Annotated in this window: 12 protein-coding genes; 5 read left to right on the top strand and 7 right to left on the bottom strand. The window is 70.4% G+C overall.

Going from position 1 to position 19,207, the window contains the following annotated elements:
- Positions 1-57 precede the first annotated feature (57 nt).
- From ilvN to AB0A90_RS21600, 3 genes are all read right to left on the bottom strand, one after another.
- The gene (ilvN, locus tag AB0A90_RS21590) at positions 58-573 is read right to left on the bottom strand and encodes an acetolactate synthase small subunit (RefSeq protein ID WP_196928030.1); all 516 of its coding nucleotides are present in this window, start codon (positions 571-573) and stop codon (positions 58-60) included.
- Positions 573-2,465, bottom strand: coding sequence for an acetolactate synthase large subunit (locus AB0A90_RS21595; RefSeq protein WP_357250635.1), 1,893 nt, complete (start codon positions 2,463-2,465; stop codon positions 573-575). The genes ilvN and AB0A90_RS21595 overlap by 1 nt, the downstream gene beginning before the upstream one ends.
- A 187-nt stretch (positions 2,466-2,652) precedes the next feature.
- Positions 2,653-5,025 carry a bifunctional diguanylate cyclase/phosphodiesterase gene (locus AB0A90_RS21600; RefSeq protein ID WP_357250638.1) on the bottom strand — a complete coding sequence of 791 codons (2,373 nt, stop codon included), beginning with the start codon at positions 5,023-5,025 and terminating at the stop codon, positions 2,653-2,655.
- A gap of 111 nt (positions 5,026-5,136) precedes the next feature.
- Between AB0A90_RS21600 and ilvD the strand changes: the two genes are divergently transcribed.
- The 4 genes from ilvD to AB0A90_RS21620 all read left to right on the top strand — a co-directional run bounded on the left by ilvD (position 5,137) and on the right by AB0A90_RS21620 (position 11,827).
- Complete coding sequence (gene ilvD / locus AB0A90_RS21605) at positions 5,137-6,984, top strand: dihydroxy-acid dehydratase (protein WP_357250641.1); 1,848 nt, start codon at positions 5,137-5,139, stop codon at positions 6,982-6,984.
- Between the two features lie 278 nt (positions 6,985-7,262).
- Positions 7,263-9,728, top strand: a complete 2,466-nt coding sequence (locus AB0A90_RS21610; protein WP_357250643.1) for a hypothetical protein — start codon at positions 7,263-7,265, stop codon at positions 9,726-9,728.
- 2 nt (positions 9,729-9,730) lie between these two features.
- Positions 9,731-10,774, top strand: a complete 1,044-nt coding sequence (locus AB0A90_RS21615) for a phosphotransferase (protein WP_357250646.1) — start codon at positions 9,731-9,733, stop codon at positions 10,772-10,774.
- A 210-nt stretch (positions 10,775-10,984) separates the two neighbouring features.
- The gene (locus tag AB0A90_RS21620; protein WP_357250648.1) at positions 10,985-11,827 is read left to right on the top strand and encodes a hypothetical protein; all 843 of its coding nucleotides are present in this window, start codon (positions 10,985-10,987) and stop codon (positions 11,825-11,827) included.
- Positions 11,828-11,911: 84 nt separating this feature from the next.
- On the opposite strand, the gene AB0A90_RS21625 is transcribed toward AB0A90_RS21620, so the two are convergent.
- The 3 genes from AB0A90_RS21625 to AB0A90_RS21635 all read right to left on the bottom strand — a co-directional run bounded on the left by AB0A90_RS21625 (position 11,912) and on the right by AB0A90_RS21635 (position 15,581).
- Positions 11,912-12,730 carry a DUF3152 domain-containing protein gene (locus tag AB0A90_RS21625; protein WP_357250651.1) on the bottom strand — a complete coding sequence of 273 codons (819 nt, stop codon included), beginning with the start codon at positions 12,728-12,730 and terminating at the stop codon, positions 11,912-11,914.
- A gap of 129 nt (positions 12,731-12,859) precedes the next feature.
- Positions 12,860-12,988 carry a hypothetical protein gene (locus tag AB0A90_RS21630; protein WP_357250654.1) on the bottom strand — a complete coding sequence of 43 codons (129 nt, stop codon included), beginning with the start codon at positions 12,986-12,988 and terminating at the stop codon, positions 12,860-12,862.
- 148 nt (positions 12,989-13,136) lie between these two features.
- Entirely contained in the window at positions 13,137-15,581 is a 2,445-nt protein-coding gene (locus AB0A90_RS21635) for a glycoside hydrolase family 2 protein (RefSeq protein ID WP_357250656.1), read from the bottom strand.
- Between the two features lie 112 nt (positions 15,582-15,693).
- Between AB0A90_RS21635 and AB0A90_RS21640 the strand changes: the two genes are divergently transcribed.
- Positions 15,694-16,716 (top strand): LacI family DNA-binding transcriptional regulator, encoded by a 1,023-nt coding sequence (locus tag AB0A90_RS21640; RefSeq protein WP_357250659.1) that lies wholly within the window; start codon positions 15,694-15,696, stop codon positions 16,714-16,716.
- A gap of 6 nt (positions 16,717-16,722) precedes the next feature.
- On the opposite strand, the gene AB0A90_RS21645 is transcribed toward AB0A90_RS21640, so the two are convergent.
- Positions 16,723-19,104, bottom strand: coding sequence for an EAL domain-containing protein (locus tag AB0A90_RS21645; RefSeq protein WP_357250662.1), 2,382 nt, complete (start codon positions 19,102-19,104; stop codon positions 16,723-16,725).
- Positions 19,105-19,207 lie beyond the last annotated feature (103 nt).

Genomic DNA, 19,207 nt, shown 5'->3' on the forward strand with positions numbered 1-19,207 from the left:
CCGTCGTGGCTGTGCGGATGGGTTCGGGTACGGCCCGGCCGGGCCGACCGGTGGCGGTCAGGCGGCCCGGAGCGCGGGCCCGGCGGTGATCGAACGCGAGCCGCGCCCGATCGCCACCAGCCCGGACTGGACCATCTCCTTGATCCCGAAGGATTCAAGATCACGGAGTAGCGCGTCGAGCTTGTCCGGGGTGCCGGTGGCCTCGATGGTCAGCGTGTCCGGGGCGACGTCGACCACCCGGGCGCGGAACAGGCTGACGGTCTCCAGCACCTGGGACCGGGCGGACCGGTCGGCGCGGACCTTCACCAGCAGCAACTCCCGGGCGACCGAGACCTGCGGATCCAGCTCAACGATCTTGAGCACGTTGACCAGCTTGTTGAGCTGCTTGGTGACCTGCTCCAGCGGAGACGACTCGGCGTTGACCACGATGGTGATCCGGGAGACGTCCGGGTTCTCGGTCTCACCGACGGCGAGACTGTCGATGTTGAACCCGCGCCGGGAGAACAGGCCGGAGACCCGGGCGAGCACACCGGGCTTGTTCTCCACGAGCACGGACAAAGTGTGCATGGTCATTAGATGTCATCCTCGTCGAAGACCGGGCGGACGCCGCGGGCGAACATGATCTCGTCGTTGCTGGTGCCGGCGGCGACCATCGGCCAGACCATCGCGTCCTTGCCGACCACGAAGTCGATCACGACCGGAGCGTCGTTGATCTCCATGGCCGCGGCGATGGTCTTGTCCACGTCGTCGGCGGTCTCGCACCGCAACCCGATGCAGCCCAGCGCCTCGGCGAGCTTGACGAAATCCGGAATGCGGTGCTTGTGGGTGCCGAGGTCGGTGTTGGAGTAGCGCTCGTTGTAGAACAGCGTCTGCCACTGCCGGACCATGCCGAGATTGCCGTTGTTGATCACGGCGATCTTGACCGGGATGCCCTCCAACGCGCAGGTGGCCAACTCCTGGTTGGTCATCTGGAAGCAGCCGTCACCGTCCACCGCCCAGACCACCGTGTCCGGCTTGCCGACCTTCGCGCCCATCGCCGCCGGCACCGCGTAGCCCATCGTGCCGAGGCCGCCGGAATTCAACCAGGTGTACGGCTTCTCGTAGGAGATGAACTGGGACGCCCACATCTGGTGCTGGCCCACCCCGGCCACGAAGATCGCGTCCGGGCCGACGATCTCGCCCAGGCGCTTGATCACGTACTGCGGGGAGAGCGTGCCGTCCGCCGGCTCGTCGTAGCCCAGCGGGTAGCGGTTGCGCAGGTCGTCCAGCTGAGTCCACCAGTCGCCCAGTTCGGTGCTGCGACCCGCCGCCCGCTCGACGGTCACCGCGGCGATCAGCTCGTCGATGACGTGCTTGGCGTCTCCGACGATCGGCACGTCCACGTGCCGGTTCTTGCCGATCTCCGCCGGGTCGATGTCCGCGTGCACCACTGTCGCGTCCGGGGCGAACGAGTCGAGCTTGCCGGTGACCCGGTCGTCGAACCGCGCGCCGAGCGCGACGATCAGATCCGCCTTCTGCAGGCCGTAGACCGCGGCGACGGTGCCGTGCATGCCGGGCATGCCCAGGTGTTGCTGATGCGAGTCGGGGAACGCGCCGAGCGCCATCAGCGTGGTGACCACCGGGATGCCGGTCAGCTCGGCCAGTCGGCGCAGCCCGTCCGTGGCGCCGGCCTTGAGGACACCGCCACCGACGTAGAGCACCGGCCGGCGGGCCGCGGCCATCAGCCTCGCCGCCTCCCGGATCTGCTTGCCGTGCGGGTGCAGGGTCGGCCGGTAGCCGGGCAGGTCCAGGGTGGGCGGCCAGGCGAAGGTGGTCTGCGCCTGGAGCACGTCCTTGGGGATGTCGACGAGCACCGGGCCGGGCCGGCCGCTGCTGGCCAGGTGGAACGCCTCGGCCAGCACCTGGGGGATCTCCTCGGCGTTCTGCACGAGGAAGTTGTGCTTGGTGATCGGCAGGGTGATGCCCTGGATGTCCGCCTCCTGGAAGGCGTCGGTGCCGATCGACGGGCGGGCCACCTGCCCGGTGATCGCCACCATCGCCACCGAATCCATGTACGCGTCGGCGATCGGGGTGACCAGGTTCGTCGCACCCGGGCCGGAGGTGGCGATGCACACGCCGACCTTGCCGGTGGCCTGCGCGTACCCGGTCGCCGCGTGCCCCGCGCCCTGCTCGTGGCGCACCAGGATGTGCCGGACGCTGGAGTCGTAGAGCGGGTCGTACGCCGGCAGGATCGCGCCGCCCGGGATGCCGAAGACGACGTCGACCTCGAGCGCCTCGAGGGACCGCACGAGCGAACCGGCCCCGGTGACCTGGGCCGGCGCGGAGGGCCGTACCGCCGGAACGGCCGGGGTGGCCGGGGTGGCCGCGGAACGCGCGGCGGCCGGGTCGACGTCGACGGTCGGGTCGACGGCCGCACGGGCCCGGCGGGCGGAGTGGGCGAGGGTCTCGGGCGTGGGTCTCGTCATGACGGTTCTGGCCTTCGGCTGGAGTGGCTGGTGGCTAGTCAAGCGATGCGACGCGGGCTGTGCCCGCCTCGCCAGGTTCCGATGGCAATAAAAACGGCCCTCGTGCAGATGCACGGGGCCAGCGCACTCTCAATGGGGAGAGTGCGCTCAGGTAAGTACTCGCAGCGACCGGTACGACGACATGCGGCTAAGCCTGACGCATCTCACGCGATGAGTCAACTGCTCCCACATGTTGGTCAACGGACGTCGGCGAGTCGCCCGGCGACTCGCCATCGGCAGCCGGGTTGACCTGCGCGTAACCGCCCGGAACCCGGCGTGGCGGGGGCACCGGCGTGGGCCGTGCACCCGGTGAGGTGGCCGCCTCCAGCATCGCCTCCAGGTGCTCGGCCGGCACCCCCCAGCCGAAGAGCGCGCCCTGGCCGAAGCGGCAGCCGGCGGCCACCACCGCGGCCAGCTCGGTAGGCGTGGTCACCCCCTCGGCGATCACCTCCAGGCCCAACTGGTGGCCCAGTCGCATGACGATGTCGACCATCGGGGCGAACGCCGGACCGTCCCGACCGACCGGCCGGACCGGCTCGTGCTCGGCCACCAGACTGTGGTCGATCTTCAGAATGTCGATCGGCAGCCGGCGCAGCTGCCCCAGCGACGAGTAGCCGGCCCCGAAGTCGTCGAGCGCGATCCGGACACCTGTCAACCGCAGGGCGGTCAGCCGCCGGATCAGCTCGTCCAGGTCGGTGGCGACCGCGTGCTCGGTGACCTCCAGCACCAACCGCTGCGGCGGCACGTGGTGGGCCCGCAGCGCCTCGGCGACCTGGACCACGTACTCCGGGGCGTGCAGCTCGCGCGGAGAGACGTTCACCGACACCCAGACGTCGTGGCCGTCCGCCAGCCAACGGGACAGTTGGTAGCAGGCCTGGTGCAGCACCCACGCACCCAGCGGGGCGATCATGCCGCACTCCTCGGCGAGCGGGATGAACTCGTCCGGGCCGACGTTGCCCAGCTCGGGGTGGTGCCACCGCAACAGCGCCTCGGCGCCCACCGGCCGCACCGACGGCAGCGACGCCACCGGCTGGAAGGCCAACCGCAGCTCGTCGCGATCGATGGCGCCGCGCAGCTCGTGCTCCACCGTCGTCCGCCGGCGCAGCAGCTTGTCGTACGTGGCGTCGTAGCGTTCGATCCGGTTCTTGCCGCGCTGCTTGGCGTAGCGCAACGCCAGGTCGGCGTGGCGCAGCAGCAGGTCCACGTCCGGCTCGCCGACCCAACCGGCCACCCCGATGCTCACCGAGAGGAAGACTGGCCCCTCCGGCTCGTCGTACGGCCGGTTGACCACCCCGAGCAACCGCTCGGCGACACGGTCCGCCTCGGCCGGGCGGCCCTGCATGAGGACGGCGAACTCGTCGCCACCCAACCGGGCGGCCACGTCGCCGGGGCGCAGGTTGCTCCGCAGCCGCCGCCCGACCTCGGCCAGCACGGCGTCACCCACGTCGTGGCCGCGCATGTCGTTGACGTTCTTGAAGCCGTCCAGGTCGAGACCGAGCAGCACGCACGGAGTGCCCGCCGCGGCGCTGTCGTGAAGTGCGCGCAGCAGTCCGCGCCGATTGGCCAACGACGTCAGCGGGTCGGTGTGCGCCAGCTCGCGGAAGTGGGCCTCCCGCTCGGCCAGGCGGCTCGCGTACCCCCGGACGTCGCGCAGGGTGAGGTACTGCCGCGCCACCAGGGCGAAGCCCTCCACGCTGCCGGCCACGATGCCCGCCGCGGTGAAGCGGCCGTTCTGGGCGAGGTGATACATCGCCGAGGCGGCCATCGCGACCATCGGGGCGATCGCGTACTCGCCGTCGCGACCGATCAGATCCACCTCGACCTGCCCCGGCCGGTCGGCCCGGTGCACGGCGAGCGCGACGGTCAGCAGTCCGGCGGCGAGCACTGCCGCGCCGGTGAACGCCATGGTCGGCCCGGTCTGGCAGAGCCCGGCACTGAGACCCATCCCGCCGCAGCTGACCGCACTGACGCCGACGCCCAGTGCGGCGAGCCGTCGACGTGGGGCGGCAGCCCGGAAGATGACGATCACGGCGAGCCCGGCACCGAGCGCGGCACTCACCGTGACCACCAGGATCGCCGGGCAGGCAGTCGGGGTGGCGGCGCCGAGCAACCGGGTGGGCTCGGAGAACAGCACCCAGCCGACGAACCACAGCGCCGCCGCCATCACCAGCCCGTCCAGGGCGAGCCGGGCCGTGCCCGCCGCGGTGGCCGCCACCCCCGGCAGCCGGAGCAGCCCGGCGGCGAAGGCCAGCCCACTCACCGCCGTGCCGATCGCCACCACGGTCGCCCAGCCCGTGCGCTGCCCCTGCTCGTGGGTCCAGTGGGGGTTGGCGTTGAGCGCGGCGACCACCCCGGCCAGCAGGCTGAGCAGGGCGACCCCGGCGGCCACCGCGAGCAGCACGTGTGCCGGTCGACGCGGCCCGGTGCGCCGCCGGGCGACCAGGGTCAGCAACACGGCGGCCGCAGCGGCGACGAGCCCGCTGAGCCCCGCGACAGCGACCATGCCCGGGGGGAGTTGCACGCCTTAAAGAGTGCCGGATCGACGCACGCCGTGGGGGGCTGGGTGTGCAACTGTTGGGACACGGCGCATACGCGGGAGGGTAAGCGCGGCGACGGTGGCATGCTGGTACGTATGCCTGAGCTGCGGTCGAGGACCTCCACACACGGTCGGACGATGGCCGGCGCCCGGGCCCTCTGGCGGGCCACCGGGATGACCGACGACGATTTCGGCAAGCCGATCGTCGCCATCGCCAACAGTTTCACCCAGTTCGTGCCTGGTCACGTCCATCTCAAGGACATGGGTGGCCTGGTCGCCGACGCGATCGCCGAGGCCGGCGGGGTGGGCCGGGAGTTCAACACCATCGCGGTCGACGACGGCATCGCGATGGGTCACGGCGGCATGCTCTACTCGCTGCCCAGCCGTGAGTTGATCGCCGACGCGGTGGAGTACATGGTCAACGCGCACTGCGCGGACGCCCTGGTCTGCATCTCCAACTGCGACAAGATCACCCCCGGGATGCTGCTGGCCGCGCTGCGGCTCAACATCCCGACCGTCTTCGTCTCCGGTGGCCCGATGGAGGCCGGCAAGACGATGGCGATCGAGGGCGTCGTGCACAGCAAGATCGACCTGATCGACGCGATGATCGCCTCCTCGAACGATTCGGTCACCGACGAGCAGCTCGGCGAGATCGAACGCTCCGCCTGCCCGACCTGCGGCTCGTGCTCCGGCATGTTCACCGCCAACTCGATGAACTGCCTCACCGAGGCGATCGGGTTGGCGCTGCCCGGCAACGGCTCGACGCTGGCCACCCACGCCGCGCGCCGGTCCCTCTTCGTCGAGGCCGGCCGCACCGTCGTGGAGATCTCCAAGCGGTGGTACGACGGCGACGACGACTCGGTGCTGCCCCGCACGGTCGCCTCCAAGGCCGCCTTCGAGAACGCGGTCGCCCTGGACGTGGCGATGGGCGGCTCCACCAACACGGTGCTGCACCTGCTCGCCGCGGCCCGCGAAGCCGAGCTCGACTTCGGCGTCACCGACATCGACGCCATCTCCCGGCGGGTGCCCTGCCTGGCGAAGGTCGCGCCCAACTCGCCGAATTACCACATGGAGGACGTGCACCGGGCCGGTGGCATCCCCGCGCTCCTCGGCGAGCTGGACCGGGCCGGGCAGCTCAACCGGGACGTGCACGCCGTGCACTCCCCCTCGTTGGCCCAGTGGCTGACCGACTGGGACGTGCGCGGCGGCTCCCCGACCCCGACGGCGGTCGAGCTGTTCCACGCGGCGCCCGGTGGTGTGCGTACCGTCGAGCCGTTCTCCACCACCAACAGGTGGTCGTCGCTGGACACCGACGCGGCCGGTGGCTGCATCCGGGACCGCGAGCACGCCTACTCCGCCGACGGCGGCCTGGCCATCCTGCACGGCAACCTGGCACCGGAGGGCTGCGTGGTGAAGACCGCCGGCGTGCCGGACGACTGCCTGACCTTCCGTGGCCCGGCGAAGGTCTACGAGTCGCAGGACGACGCGGTGACCGCGATCCTCGCGAAGGAGATCGTTGCGGGCGACGTCGTGGTGATCCGGTACGAAGGCCCCCGGGGCGGGCCGGGCATGCAGGAGATGCTCTACCCCACCTCGTTCCTGAAGGGCCGCGGGCTGGGCCGGTCCTGCGCGCTGCTCACCGACGGCCGCTTCTCCGGCGGCACCTCCGGGCTCTCCATCGGCCACGCCTCCCCCGAGGCGGCCTCCGGCGGGCTGATCGCCCTGGTCCGCGAGGGCGACGAGATCGTCATCGACATCCCGGCCCGGTCCATCGAGCTGAACGTGCCAGCCGACGAGCTGGAGGCGCGACGGGTGGCCGAGGAGAAGCGCGACAAGCCGTACACCCCGACCGATCGGCAGCGGCCGGTGTCGGCGGCCCTGCGCGCGTACGCCTCGATGGCCACCTCGGCCAGCGACGGTGCCTACCGCCGCGTCCCGGAGTAGGGACGCCGCGCGGCCACGTCTGCCCGATCGACACGAGTTCAGCGATATCGGGGTGTCCCCTGTAGGCGGACATCCCGATATCAGCAATCTCGTGTCGATCAGGCCGAACCCGTCCCGTATAGGTAGGGCGACATCAGTGCACCCAGGCGTGCCCTCCCCTGCTCAGCCGACAGAGGCACAGCTGTCGCTGACAGTAGCGGAAATGGGACTGCTCGCATTGCCATCGATCGCTACAGTCACGAGCGTCATCGGTTCGATGTGCGGTAGAAGGAGGATTGGTGACCCTCAAGCCGAGGTTTCGTCGGGTTGCCGCTCTCCGCCGCACATTCGTCAACCGCGAGTCGATCCTGGCCGACTATGCCGACGAACTGGCGGCTGCCGGGGCCGGCGTACGGATCCTCAACCTGGTCGGGGTTGGTGGCATCGGAAAGTCCCGCCTGCTCCGGGAACTTCGGGACCGGACACCGGCAAAAACCCACCGGACCGCTGTTCTGGATCTGCAAGTGCCGGCTCTGCGTCAGCAGGAAGATGCCCTGGCCGTGCTCCGCGTCGAGTTGGGTCGACAAGGCGTCAAGTTCGACCGGTTCGACATCGGCTACGCGGTCTTCTGGCAGCGACTTCACCCTCATTTGCGACTGAACCCGGCGGAACTGCCCTTCATCGACGAGAGCGAGGCGCTGACACAGATCCTCGACACGGCGTCGGGGATTCCCGTTTTCGGCACCGGCGTGAGCCTTCTCCGTCTAGCAGAGAAGGCCGCGTCCGGTGCGCGTCGGCGGCGGCGGATCAGAATCGACGAGACGTTGCGCTCGCTGGATGAGTTGTCCAGCGTCGACCTCGCCGACGCGGTCACCTACCTGTTCGCCGAGGATCTTCGGGAGGCCAGCGAGGATCACCCCTACGCGATTTTTATTGACGCCTACGAAGCGATCAGCCGCGCGGCACCGCAAGCAGGTCGCTCCGCGACCGCCGACGCCTGGCTGCGCGACCTGGTGGCTCAACTCGACCGCGGACTGGTGGTCGTAGCCAGCCGGGAGCCGCTCAGTTGGCAGGTGTACGACTCGACCTGGGCATCAGTGACGCGCGTGCGCCACGTGGGCGGCCTACCGATGAAGGCCCGGATCGACCTGCTGACCGAGTGTGGAGTCACCGAGACGACGGACCAGCTCGCGATCGCACACGCCAGCGCCGGCCTGCCATTCTACCTGCATCTGGCGATCGACACGCAGACCGCAGTCGGGCGTCCCCTCGCAGTCTCGCCCGAAGAGATCGTGCAGCGTTTCCTTCAGCACGTTGAGAGCAGCGAGGTGCGCACCCTCGAGCTCCTGAGCGTTCCACGGCTCTTCGACTTTGAGATCTTCCGGGCGCTCACCCGGGCCTTCGACCTACCGAAGCACCGGCCGGCCTGGGAATCCCTCACCGCCTACTCGTTCGTCTACCCGTCCGGCGCGCACGGCCGCAGACTGCACCAACTGATGCGAGCAGCCCTCAGCACGCACGTCTCCGCAGCTACCACCCGCGACGTGCATGCACTCCTGCGAGACATTTGGGACGTTCGCTCGGAGCAGGCCCAACGCACAGAGGATGGCGTTGCGACGCGGGCCCGCGCCATTCGGGAGGGCGCCTACTCGGCGCTGCATTCCGGTCTCGTTTCCGGTGCGGGACTGCTCGCCTACGCGGACAAAGCGCTGAACTGCGGTGGCAAGCAGGCCTTCGACGGTGTACGACAGGATCTGGCGGAGGTGGTCGATGCTCGGTCCGACGAGGATCTGACTGCGGCGTTGCGTTGCATGGACGCCGAGGCCGCCATCGTGCTGGGAGACGCAGCATCGGCCACGGCGATCACTCCCGAGGTGGACTGGCCGGTCGACGAAGTGGTTCAGGCCCGGTTGGCTATCGCTGCCGCCCACGGCAGGCGGATTGCGGGGGCAACGGAGGCTGCTCGCCTCCTTTACGCCCGGGTCTGGCAGGAGCACAGCGGACCCGTCCGGCACCGGGCTGGGATCTGCCTCGCCGATATCGAGATGTGGCAGGGCCGGTGCCGGGACGCGTTCACCATGGCCAACCAGATCCTCGCCGAGAACACCGCCGACGACCCGCTTTTGCATGGTGACGTGAGCCGGTTACTCCACCTCGGCTACCGCTTCGCGCTCGACTTCGACTCCTCCTGGCGCGAGTGGCACCGCGCCTGGGCGTTCTATGAGGAGGCGGACACGGTGGTCGGGTTGGCCAACCTGCGGACCAACCGGGTGGAATTGCTGGCCTGGACCGATCCTGCCGAGGCAGTGCGCGTGGCTGGCGAGGCAATCGAGCAGCAACGCAACATGGGTGCGCAACACGAGCTCGGCAAGGTGCTCACCGGGCTGGCGATAGCGCGGACGCGGCTCGGCCATTACGAGGCCGCAGGTCTCGCCTTCGGCGCAGCCGCCGCCGCACTGGACGCTGCCGGCTACCGGTCGGGTCGCGCCCGGGCCGAGCTGTTCCGGGCATTCCTCTACGCGCGACTCAACGACCTGGACTCCGCATTGGCCGCGGCCCGGTGGGCCGTTGCCGAACTCATCGAGGCCGAGGTCTATCCGACGCTCATCGTGCTGGCTGATCAGCTCCTCGCCGCCAGCGGCCTGCACGACGAGAGGATCACCACGGCAGCAACCGTCGCTCGTGAGCGGATCGATGCTCTGGACTCGCTGTCAGCGTTAGAGGGCCGTAGCCGCCGGATCGTGACAGCACTCCTGGAGGAATGACCATGACATGGTCCGACATCTACGAGCGGGCACGCACTCGCCTCGATGCCGCAGCCGGGTACTACAACCACAACGTCCGCGTCGACCTCAGCACGGAGTCAGTCATCGTACGGATTCCGATCGAGGGCGCCGATGTCATGGATCTACGGCTGTGGCACGAGCAGGAGCTCTTACCCGCAATAGCCCCCTACGTGGCCCGGGCGCCCCGGCTGGTCTACCTTTCCACCGCACCTCCGTTCCAGATTCACGAGTTCATCGAGGGCGCGGTGCTCAACGACATCGCACCGCGTGGCGTGCCGTGTCCGCGACACGTGCTGAGTGACGTTGCCGACTTGTTCCTGCAACTTGTTGACGTACCCCGTGCTGCCCTTCCCCCGATACCGGATGAGTGGCCGGCAGACGCCGACAGCGCCGCGTTCGCCCGACGGCTGACCTCGCTCACCCAATGGGTCTATGACACCTTCGCCGAGCAGTACCGGCCGTTGTTCGCCCGCTTCGACATACCCGACCAGCCCTTGGCCTGCCTGACGGAGATTTGGTCAACGCTGACCGCACGGCCTTCGGTCTGCGTGCACGCCGACGTTCATCGGAAGAACATCATCGTCAACGAGGGCGGCAGCGTTTTTCTCGACTGGGAGCTGGCGCTCTGGGGCGATCCCGTCTACGACATGGCCGTACACCTGCACAAAATGGACTATGTGGACGACGAGCGGGAAGAGCTGCTCCTTCGCTGGTCGGCGAGGATGCCTCCGCAGCACGTTGCGGGCTGGCAGCCCGACCTCCGTGCCTACCTCAGCCATGAGCAGATCAAGTCGGCGATCGTCGACACGGTGCGGTACTCGCAACTGTTCGTCGCGAACGGCCCCTGGCCCTACGCGAAGGTGACAATGCTGGAATCCCTGGCGGCCAAGCTCAACGCCGCACGCCCGCACTGGGGAATCTCCACCCGCATCACCATCGACGAGGTGGAGAGTGCTCTGAACGACTGGGGCCACGATGCCGACACCCGACTGGGTTCCGGCGTTTCCCGCGACCGGCAGCAGTAGCGGACTGGGTGACGAGCTGGCCATGGCCCGAGACATCAGCCGGCACCGTCGCAGTGCGGCGGCCACCGACGGTCCAGCCGGCGACGGCGCCGATGAGTGCCCGGGTAGAGCGGACGGGCCGGCGAAAGGCGGTACCTTCGGATCGACCGCATGGGTTAGCGTGGCGTCGATCTATCTGGGAGGACCCAGATTCCTACGGGGGGAAACAGCGTGCACGTGGCATTGTGGAAGAAGACCGCCGGGGTGGCGGTCGCGGCGCTCACGGCGCTGACTGGCGTCGCCTGTGGCCCGCAGGGTGGGTCGACCGAGACGCCGGACAAGCAGCCCGGCGTCCTGGAGTTGCTTGCCAGTGATCTCAAGGGGTCGCTGCAGAAGACGGTCGACACCACGACCAAGACCGACTCGGTGACCGTGAAGATGACGGGCACCATGAGCGGTCAGCAGATCTCGATGCAGGGTGTCCTGGACCTGGGTGGCGCTCCCAAGGCCGAGATGACGGTGACCGACCCGGAGGGCACCACGGTCGCCGTCCGGATGATCGGCACGGTGTTCTTCGTCGAGATTCCCGCGGAGGACCGCGCGAACACGGGCGGCAAGCGCTGGGTGAAGATGGATCTGACCGCGGTGGCCGGCAGCAAGGCGGGCGCGGACTTCAGCAAGCAGTTCGAAGAGATGGACCCGATCAAGCAGGTCAAGACGCTGCTCGCCATCGAGGGCACGACGGTGGTGGGGCAGGAGACGGTGAACGGGGCGCCGACCGTCCACTACACCGTCACCACGCCGGTGGCGACGTACCTCGCGCAGATCGACTCCAAGCGGCGGGAGAGCACCGAAGAGATGTTTGCCCAGCAGGGCGTCAAGGACATCAAGGTCGACCTGTGGGTCGACGAGCAGTACCGGCCGCGTCGGGCGGCCCTGGGCATGGGCAAGATGGGCGACATGGTCATCGACTACACCGACTACGGCAAGGCGGTGACCATCGAGGCGCCGCCGGCAGCGGAGACCGCCGACCTGGCCGAGATGCTGAAGGGCATGACCACCACCGGCACCTGACCAGCACCGGATTGCTGCCCGGTCGGCGAGGAGACTCACCGGCCGGGCAGCGCCGTCTCTGTGGTCGCCTTGGGGGTCGCCCGATCAGGACGGTGCCCAGGGGCCGCTGATGAACGTGCCGTTCGCACTGAACGGACTGACGTTGGGCAGGCACCCGCCCAGGTCGATCGTCTGGGTCATCATGACCGGCCCCGGCTTGCCCGGCCCGCCGCACTTCATGTGCGCGAAGCCGAGGAAGTGGCCGAACTCGTGGTTGATGACGCCGGCGTGATAATCCTCGATGCTGACCGGGTATCCCGGTGAGCCCTGGAGCCAACGCCGTAGATTGATCATGATGGTCTTGCCGTACTTGCAGGAGTAGACCCCCTCGGTGTCGACGCCGCTCGCACCGCACAGCCGGTCCACCGTCCTCGGCGTGGCGAGCCGGACATCGACGTCGACACGTCCACCGCCCACCCGCTGGAAGGACCACGACGCCCGGGTCAGATTCACCGCCTCGTTGGTGACCGGGTGCTGCGCCGAATCGGCCCACCCGTTCGGCGCCGCCAACACCTGCTCGATGCTCTCGGCGAACCGGTCCGGCTTCCAGGCAGGGATGCCACCCCAGGCGATCCCCTTCTCCACCGAGACGCTGTAGCGCACCCGCTTCTTACCCGTACCGATCACGCGACCGTTGCCGGTGGCGGTGGTGAAGGTGCCGGCAGCCCTGGTGGGAATCTCCGCGTCGGTCGGGATCTCCGGACTCGGGCTGGAGGTCGGCGGATCGCTGGGGCGCGACTCACTCGGACCTGGACGCGGGGCGTCGGCGCCCCCGGAAGCCGGCGTCGACGCCAGACCACAGGCGGCGGTCGCCAGCACCAACGCCAACGCGACCGGCGCGAGCAGCCGTCCGTTGATCCGCACGTTGCAACCTCCAGGATCGATCACGGTCAGGTGAGGAACACCGGAAGGCTAGGTGACCACGAGTAAGGAAAACATCAGGACGATAAGTGTCAATACTCCGGCAAAGGTTGCCGGAGCGGACAGGCCGCCTTACGGTCCGTCATCCTTGGTGGATGTGGACCCTTTGCCGGCTCCCGCGACGGCGGCGGCCAGGTAGTCCCGACGCCAGGCCAGGGCGGCGGCCACGCTCGGCGGGTACGGCAGGTCGTCGGGCCGCATGGGAACGCCTCGCGGTAGTTGTTCGAGCACGGCGGTACCGCACGTTGATCGTGCTCGAACATGGTTGTAGTGGCCTCCCTGTCGAACGAGGCCACTACAACATGGATCGAGCGCGATCAAGCGCGAACGCAGCGCTGCGACGCGGGCATCAGCCGATGTCGTTGACGCAGCGCAGCACCGGTCGGGTGGTGAGGACCGCGTCGTCCAACAGACCGTCGGCCCGCACGGTGAAGGTGACAGACTCGCCGGGCAGCAGCGTGACCAGCGCATCGTCCACAGTGGCCGACCCGTCCAGCCGGTCCGGGAAGAGCGTCAGGTCGCGCAGCACCGTCCCGGCCGTGACCCGGACCCGCTGACCGCCGTCGAAACGCTCGACCGCCGCCTCCCAGGCCGCCACAGGCCACTCCACGTCCCGATCCTCGGCGAAGAACCACAGCGCCCGCTCGGCGGTCTCCCCCGCCTCGGCGAGCAGCAGCTCCCGCCGGGCGTCGTCCGGCCGGACCAGGTCCGTCGGCAGCGCCAGCACCACCGAGGAGTACGCCGGGACGTCGAGGTCGACGGAGATCTTCGCCCGGGGCTCCCCGTCGAGGGTCAGCCGGGTCACCGAGGCCGACGCCCGCCAGGTCGTGCCGCCGTCGTTGACCGCGACGAGGACCAGCCCACCGTCGCGGGGTTGGACGGTCAACAGCCGGTCGGCGTACGCGTGGCGCAGCGCGTACCACAGGGGTTTGCGGCGGCCGTCGCCGTCGACGGCCGACCAGGAGGTCACCGGCCAGCAGTCGTTGAGCTGCCAGACGATGGTGCCCGCGCAGATGCCCCGGTGGGAGCGGAAGTGTTCGACCCCGAGTTGGATGGCCCGGGCCTGGTTGAGCTGCGTCAGGTAGTGCCAGTCGTCGAAGTCCGCCGGGGCGGGCAGGTGCGCGTCCAGGCCACGCTGCAACTTCACGTCACCGCCGGCCGCCTTCTGGTGGTGGGCCATGCCGGGTGAGTCGTGCGCCAGGGGTTCGTCGCTCAGTGCCCGGCGCAGGGTCGCGTACGTCGGTGGGGCCTGGTAGCCGAACTCGGCGACGAAGCGCGGCACGTACTCCCGGTATTTGGTGTAGTCGTCGGTGTTCCACACGTCCCAGATGTGGGTGGTGCCGTGTGCCGGGTCGTTGGGGTGGATCGCCTCGGTGCCCGACCAGGGGCTGCCCGGCCAGTACGGGCGGGTGGGGTCCAGGTTGCCAACGATCCGGGGCAGCACGTCGAGGTAGTAGCCGCGCCCCCAGGTGCGGCCGGCGAGGGCCGACTGCCAGTCCCAGTCGTGCCAGGCCCAGATGTTCTCGTTGTTGCCGGTCCACAGCACCAGCGACGGGTGGGGCGTCAACCGGGTCACCTGTTCGGCGGCCTCGGCGGCCACCTCACTGGCGAAGGGCTCCTCCTCCGGGTACGCGGCGCAGGCGAAGAGGAAGTCCTGCTGGACGAGGAGTCCACGCTCGTCGGCGAGGTCGTAGAAGTCCGCCGACTCGTACCGGCCGCCGCCCCAGACGCGCAGCAGGTTGACGTTGGCTTCGGCGGCCTGGTCGAACCGTTCGGCGAGCCGGTCCCGGGTGATCCGGGTGGGGAACGTGTCGTCGGGGATCCAGTTGACCCCGCGGACGAAGACCGGGACGTCGTTCACCGACAGCGTGAACGGGGTGCCGTGGTCGTCGGGAGTGGTGTCCAGTCGTACCGAGCGGAAGCCGATCCGGTGCGACCAGGTGTCCAGGGTGTCGCCGTCCGGCGCGTGCAGCGTCACCTCGATCGGGTGGCGGGCCTGTTCGCCGTACCCCCGGGGCCACCAGAGCGCGGGCTCGCGGACGGCGAGGATCAGCACGGCCGTGCGCTGCCCGGCCGGGACGACCGTCTCGGCGTGGGCGCCGGCGACGACGGCCCGGACGGTGAGTGGCACGTCCGCGACCCGCTCGATGTCGACGTGCAGCTCGACCCGGCCGTCGCGGCCGTCCATGGTGACAAGTGGACGGACGGTGGCCAGCCGGGCGGTGGACCAGGCGTGCAGGCTGATGTCCTGCCAGATGCCGGCGGTGACCAGGGTCGGCCCCCAGTCCCAGCCGAAGTTGCAGGCCATCTTGCGGATGAAGTGGAACGGCTCCGGGTACGCGTTGGGCCGGTCGCCGAGCCGCTCGCGCTGCGCCTCGGCGTAGCGGTACGCGGAGTCGAACGCCACGGACAGGTCGTTGTCGCCGTCGCGCAGCAGCGCGCGGACGTCGAACCGGTAGCCGCGGTGCATGTTCGCGGTGCGGCCGATCTCGACGCCGTTGACGGTGAGCGTGGCGACGGTGTCCAGGCCGGCGCAGACCAGGTCCACTCGGTCGTGGTCGCCGGTCGGGCGTCGGAAGCTCGTCCGGTAGTGCCAGTCGGTGCGCCCGATCCAGGCCACGGCCAGCTCGTTGTCGTCGAGGTAGGGATCGGGAATCAACCCCGCGTCGAGCAGGTCGGTGTGCACGCAACCGGGTACGGTCGCCGGCACGGCCCGCCCGGCGATGTCGGCGGGCACCTCCGCTTCGGATGCCGCCCGCAGGGTCCAACCGTCGTAGAGTGCCTGTCGGCTCAACTCCGCACCGCACCTTCTGCATCGAAAGACGCCTACTGAACCGGATAAGCTGAGCCACCGTACGGTTCGGTAATTCGGACTGTCAACGGCCCGAGAGCGAAGGAGTACGCCGGTGAAGCGGCCGACCATCGCCGACGTCGCCCGGCACGCCGGGGTGTCCAAGGGCGCCGTGTCGTACGCGCTGAACGGGCAGCCCGGAGTCTCCGAGGCCACCCGGCAGCGCATCCTGGCCATCGCCACGGAGATCGGTTTCAGCCGCAGCAGCGCCGCCCGCGCCCTCTCCGCCGCCACCGCCGGGGCGGTCGGCCTGGCCCTGTGCCGGCCGGCCCGGATCCTCGGCATCGAGCCGTTCTTCATGGCGCTGATCAGTGGCGTCGAGGCCGAACTGTCCGCCCGCTCGTACGCGCTGACCCTCCAGGTGGTGGCCGACCCGGACGCCGAGATCGCGGTCTACCGGCGCTGGTGGGGCGAACGTCGGGTGGACGGGGTGCTGATCTGCGACCTGCGCACCGACGACCGCCGCATCCCCGCCCTGGAGCAGCTTCAACTGCCCGCGGTGGTGATCGGCGGCCCCGGTGGCACAGGTGCGCTGGCCAGCGTGTGGTCCGACGACGCGGCAGCGCTGACCGAGACGGTGGAATACCTGGTCGCGCTCGGGCACCGGCGGATCGCCCGGGTCGCCGGCCTGCCCGACCTGCGGCACACCGAGATCCGTACCGACGCGTTCGCGGCGGTGTGTCGACGGCTCGGCCTGGTCGACGCGGTCACCGTCTGGTCCGACTACAGCGGCGAGGAGGGCGGGCGGGCCACCCGCCGGCTGCTCAGCGCCGCCCAGCGGCCCACGGCGGTCATCTACGACAACGACGTGATGGCCATCGCGGGGCTCTCCGTGGCCCAGGAGATGGGGCTCACCGTGCCCGGTGATCTGTCCATCGTGGCCTGGGACGACTCGCCACTGTGCCGGCTGGTGCACCCACCGCTGACCGCGCTGGGCCGGGACATTTCGGCGTACGGCGCGCACGCCGCCCGGCAGCTGCTCGCCGTCATTGGCGGGGAGCCGGTGAGCCGGGTGCAGGACGAGACACCGCGCCTGACCCCGCGGGGCAGCACCGCACCACCGCCCCGAGGGAGATGAACCGGTTCAGCGGGAGGCGGAGGGAAACTCCTCGAAGTACGCCTCCACCCGCTCGGCCGTCGCCGGGCGGGCCAGCGCGAACCCCTGCCCGTACCGGCAGCCGCCCCGGCGGGCCACCTCGACCTGCGTCGACGACTCCAACTCCTCGGCGACGATCTCGACGCCCAGCCGCTCACCGACGTTGACCACCACGTCGATCAGCGGTGGCTGCCCGTCCGGCCGGGCGCCCACCACCTCCGGGCCCACCTTGAGCAGGTCGATCGGCAGCCGGCGGAGCTGGGCCAACGAGGCGTGCTCGGCCCGGAAGTCGTCCAACGCGGTGCGGACGCCCAACGACCGCAGCCCGGCCAACCGGGCCACCACTGTCGGCAGGTCACCCGCCACCCTCGGCTCGCTCACCTCCACCACCAGCCGCTCCGGTGGCACCCCGTACGCGGCCAGCACGGCCGCCGTCCGCTGCACGAAGTCGGGTGTCGTCAGCTCCCGGGTCGTGACGTTCACCGCCATCCACAACTCCCGGACGCCCACCGACCAGTCGGACAACTGCCGGCAGGCCCGGTCCAGCACCCACCACTCCAACTCGCCGACCAGGTCCAGGTCCTCGGCGACCGGCAACAGCTCCGCCGGGAGCACCGTGCCGAGCACCGGGCTGCGCCAGCGCAGCAGCGCCTCCGCACCCACCGGTTGCCCGTCGGCCAGGTCGACCACCGGCTGGTAGACGAGATCCAACTCGCCACGGGCCACCGCACCCGGCAACTCGCGTTCCAGGTCGAGCCGACGTACCAGCTGTTCCTCCAGGAACGCGTCATACCATTCGACCCGGTCCCGGCCCAGTTGCACGGCCCGCCGTCGGGCCAGCTCGGCCTGCCGGAGCACGTCCGCCGGCCGGTCACCGCTCACCTCGGCCAGCCCGATGCTGGTCTGCACCCGCACCTCCGCACCGGCCATCGGGTAGGGCGGGGCGAGCGCGGCCAGCAGCCGGGTGCCCAGCGCGTACGCCAGTACCGGGCCGGCTGCGGTGACCACGGCGAAGCCGGCACCCGTGCAGCCGGTGACCAGATCGTCGGCAGCGATGACGGCGCGGACCCGGTGCACCGCCTCGGCCAGCACGTCCTCCCGGACGGTCGGGCTGATCCCGTCGGTGACGTGCAGGTCCACCAGCAGCAGCGCACCTGACGGTGCCGGCACGTCGCCGATCGCGGCGAGGGCGTCCAGCAGGGCTGCCCGGTCACCGGGCGCGCCACCTCCCGCCGGAGCGGGCCGCCGGTTCAGCGCCGACCAGCCGGCGTCCTCCTCCGCCGGCCAGGCCGAGCCGGTGCCGTGCGCGGTCACCGGGTCAGCCGGGTCGCGCCTGTCGTGTGCGGGATCGGCCAGCGGGAGATGACCCAGCCAGCGTGGTGGGACCGCGTGGCGGTGCCGCACCGCGCTGCCGGCGGGTCGGCGATGGGCGGCGGGACGCGCGGAGGTGGGGGCGTCACCCGCTCGCAGCAGCTCGCGCAGCACCAGGGGCGGCACCGCCGCCAGCGCCAGCAACACGCTCGTCCGATCCGGCGCGCGGCCGGCGGCCAGATGCACAGCCGTCGCCAGCAGAAGCACCGCGGCGGGGAGCACCGACCGCGGCCACGCCGAACCGATCGGCTCCACCGGCTCGCCGTCGCCCGCGTCCGCCGCGTCGACCGCACCGACCGCGACCAGCAACATTCCGAGCACCAGCGGGGGTACGGCCAGCAGGGTCACCCGCCCGCTCGGCGTGGACGGCAGCGTGGCCAGCAGCACCAGCCCACCCAGGGTGAGCAGGACACCGCCCCGGCAGACCGCCGTGCCCGTACGTCGCCGCGGCCCGGCGAACGCGGTGAGCGCGGCCATGCCCAGCCCACCGAGCGCCAACGCGGCCACCAGCCGGAGCGGAACCGGCGGACCGGCACGGGGTAGCAGCAGCCAACCGGCGAGAGCCAACCCGACGGCCGGGCCGCTCGACTCGACCAGCCCGCGCAGCCGGACCCCGGCGGACGGGCGCGTCCGGCCGGGAAGCCGGCACAGCCCCGCCCCGGCGAGAGCTGCCACGACCAGAGACCCGACCAGCACAGTGACGGTGTGCCCGCCAGCGACCAGCGGCAGTGCGACAGCGGTCAGACCGGCCGTCACCACCGCCGCGTCGAGCAGCACGCCCGCTCGCCGCAGTGGGCTGTCGACGCGACGCGAGACGGCCAGCCGGGAGAGCCGCACCCCGGCGAGCGTGGCACCGGCGCCAGCCGCCAGCGCGATCACCACCGGAGTCGGCACCAGGTCGAGGGCACCGGCGACGAGAAGCAGCGCCACCGCCGCGGACGTGGCGGTCTCCAGTGCCCGGCGGGGGGCGAGGACGCGGAACGGGTACGCGAGGAGCACGGCGGTCGCCTTCGTGAGGGGGCACGGGGCGGTACGACGGTGCGGGACATCGACCATTCCTGGTCCGCTGTCCAACAATTGTGAACGATCGGCGGCCACATCG

The sequence above is a fragment of the Micromonospora sp. NPDC049204 genome (genome assembly GCF_040647935.1).
Classification (GTDB): Bacteria; Actinomycetota; Actinomycetes; order Mycobacteriales; family Micromonosporaceae; genus Micromonospora.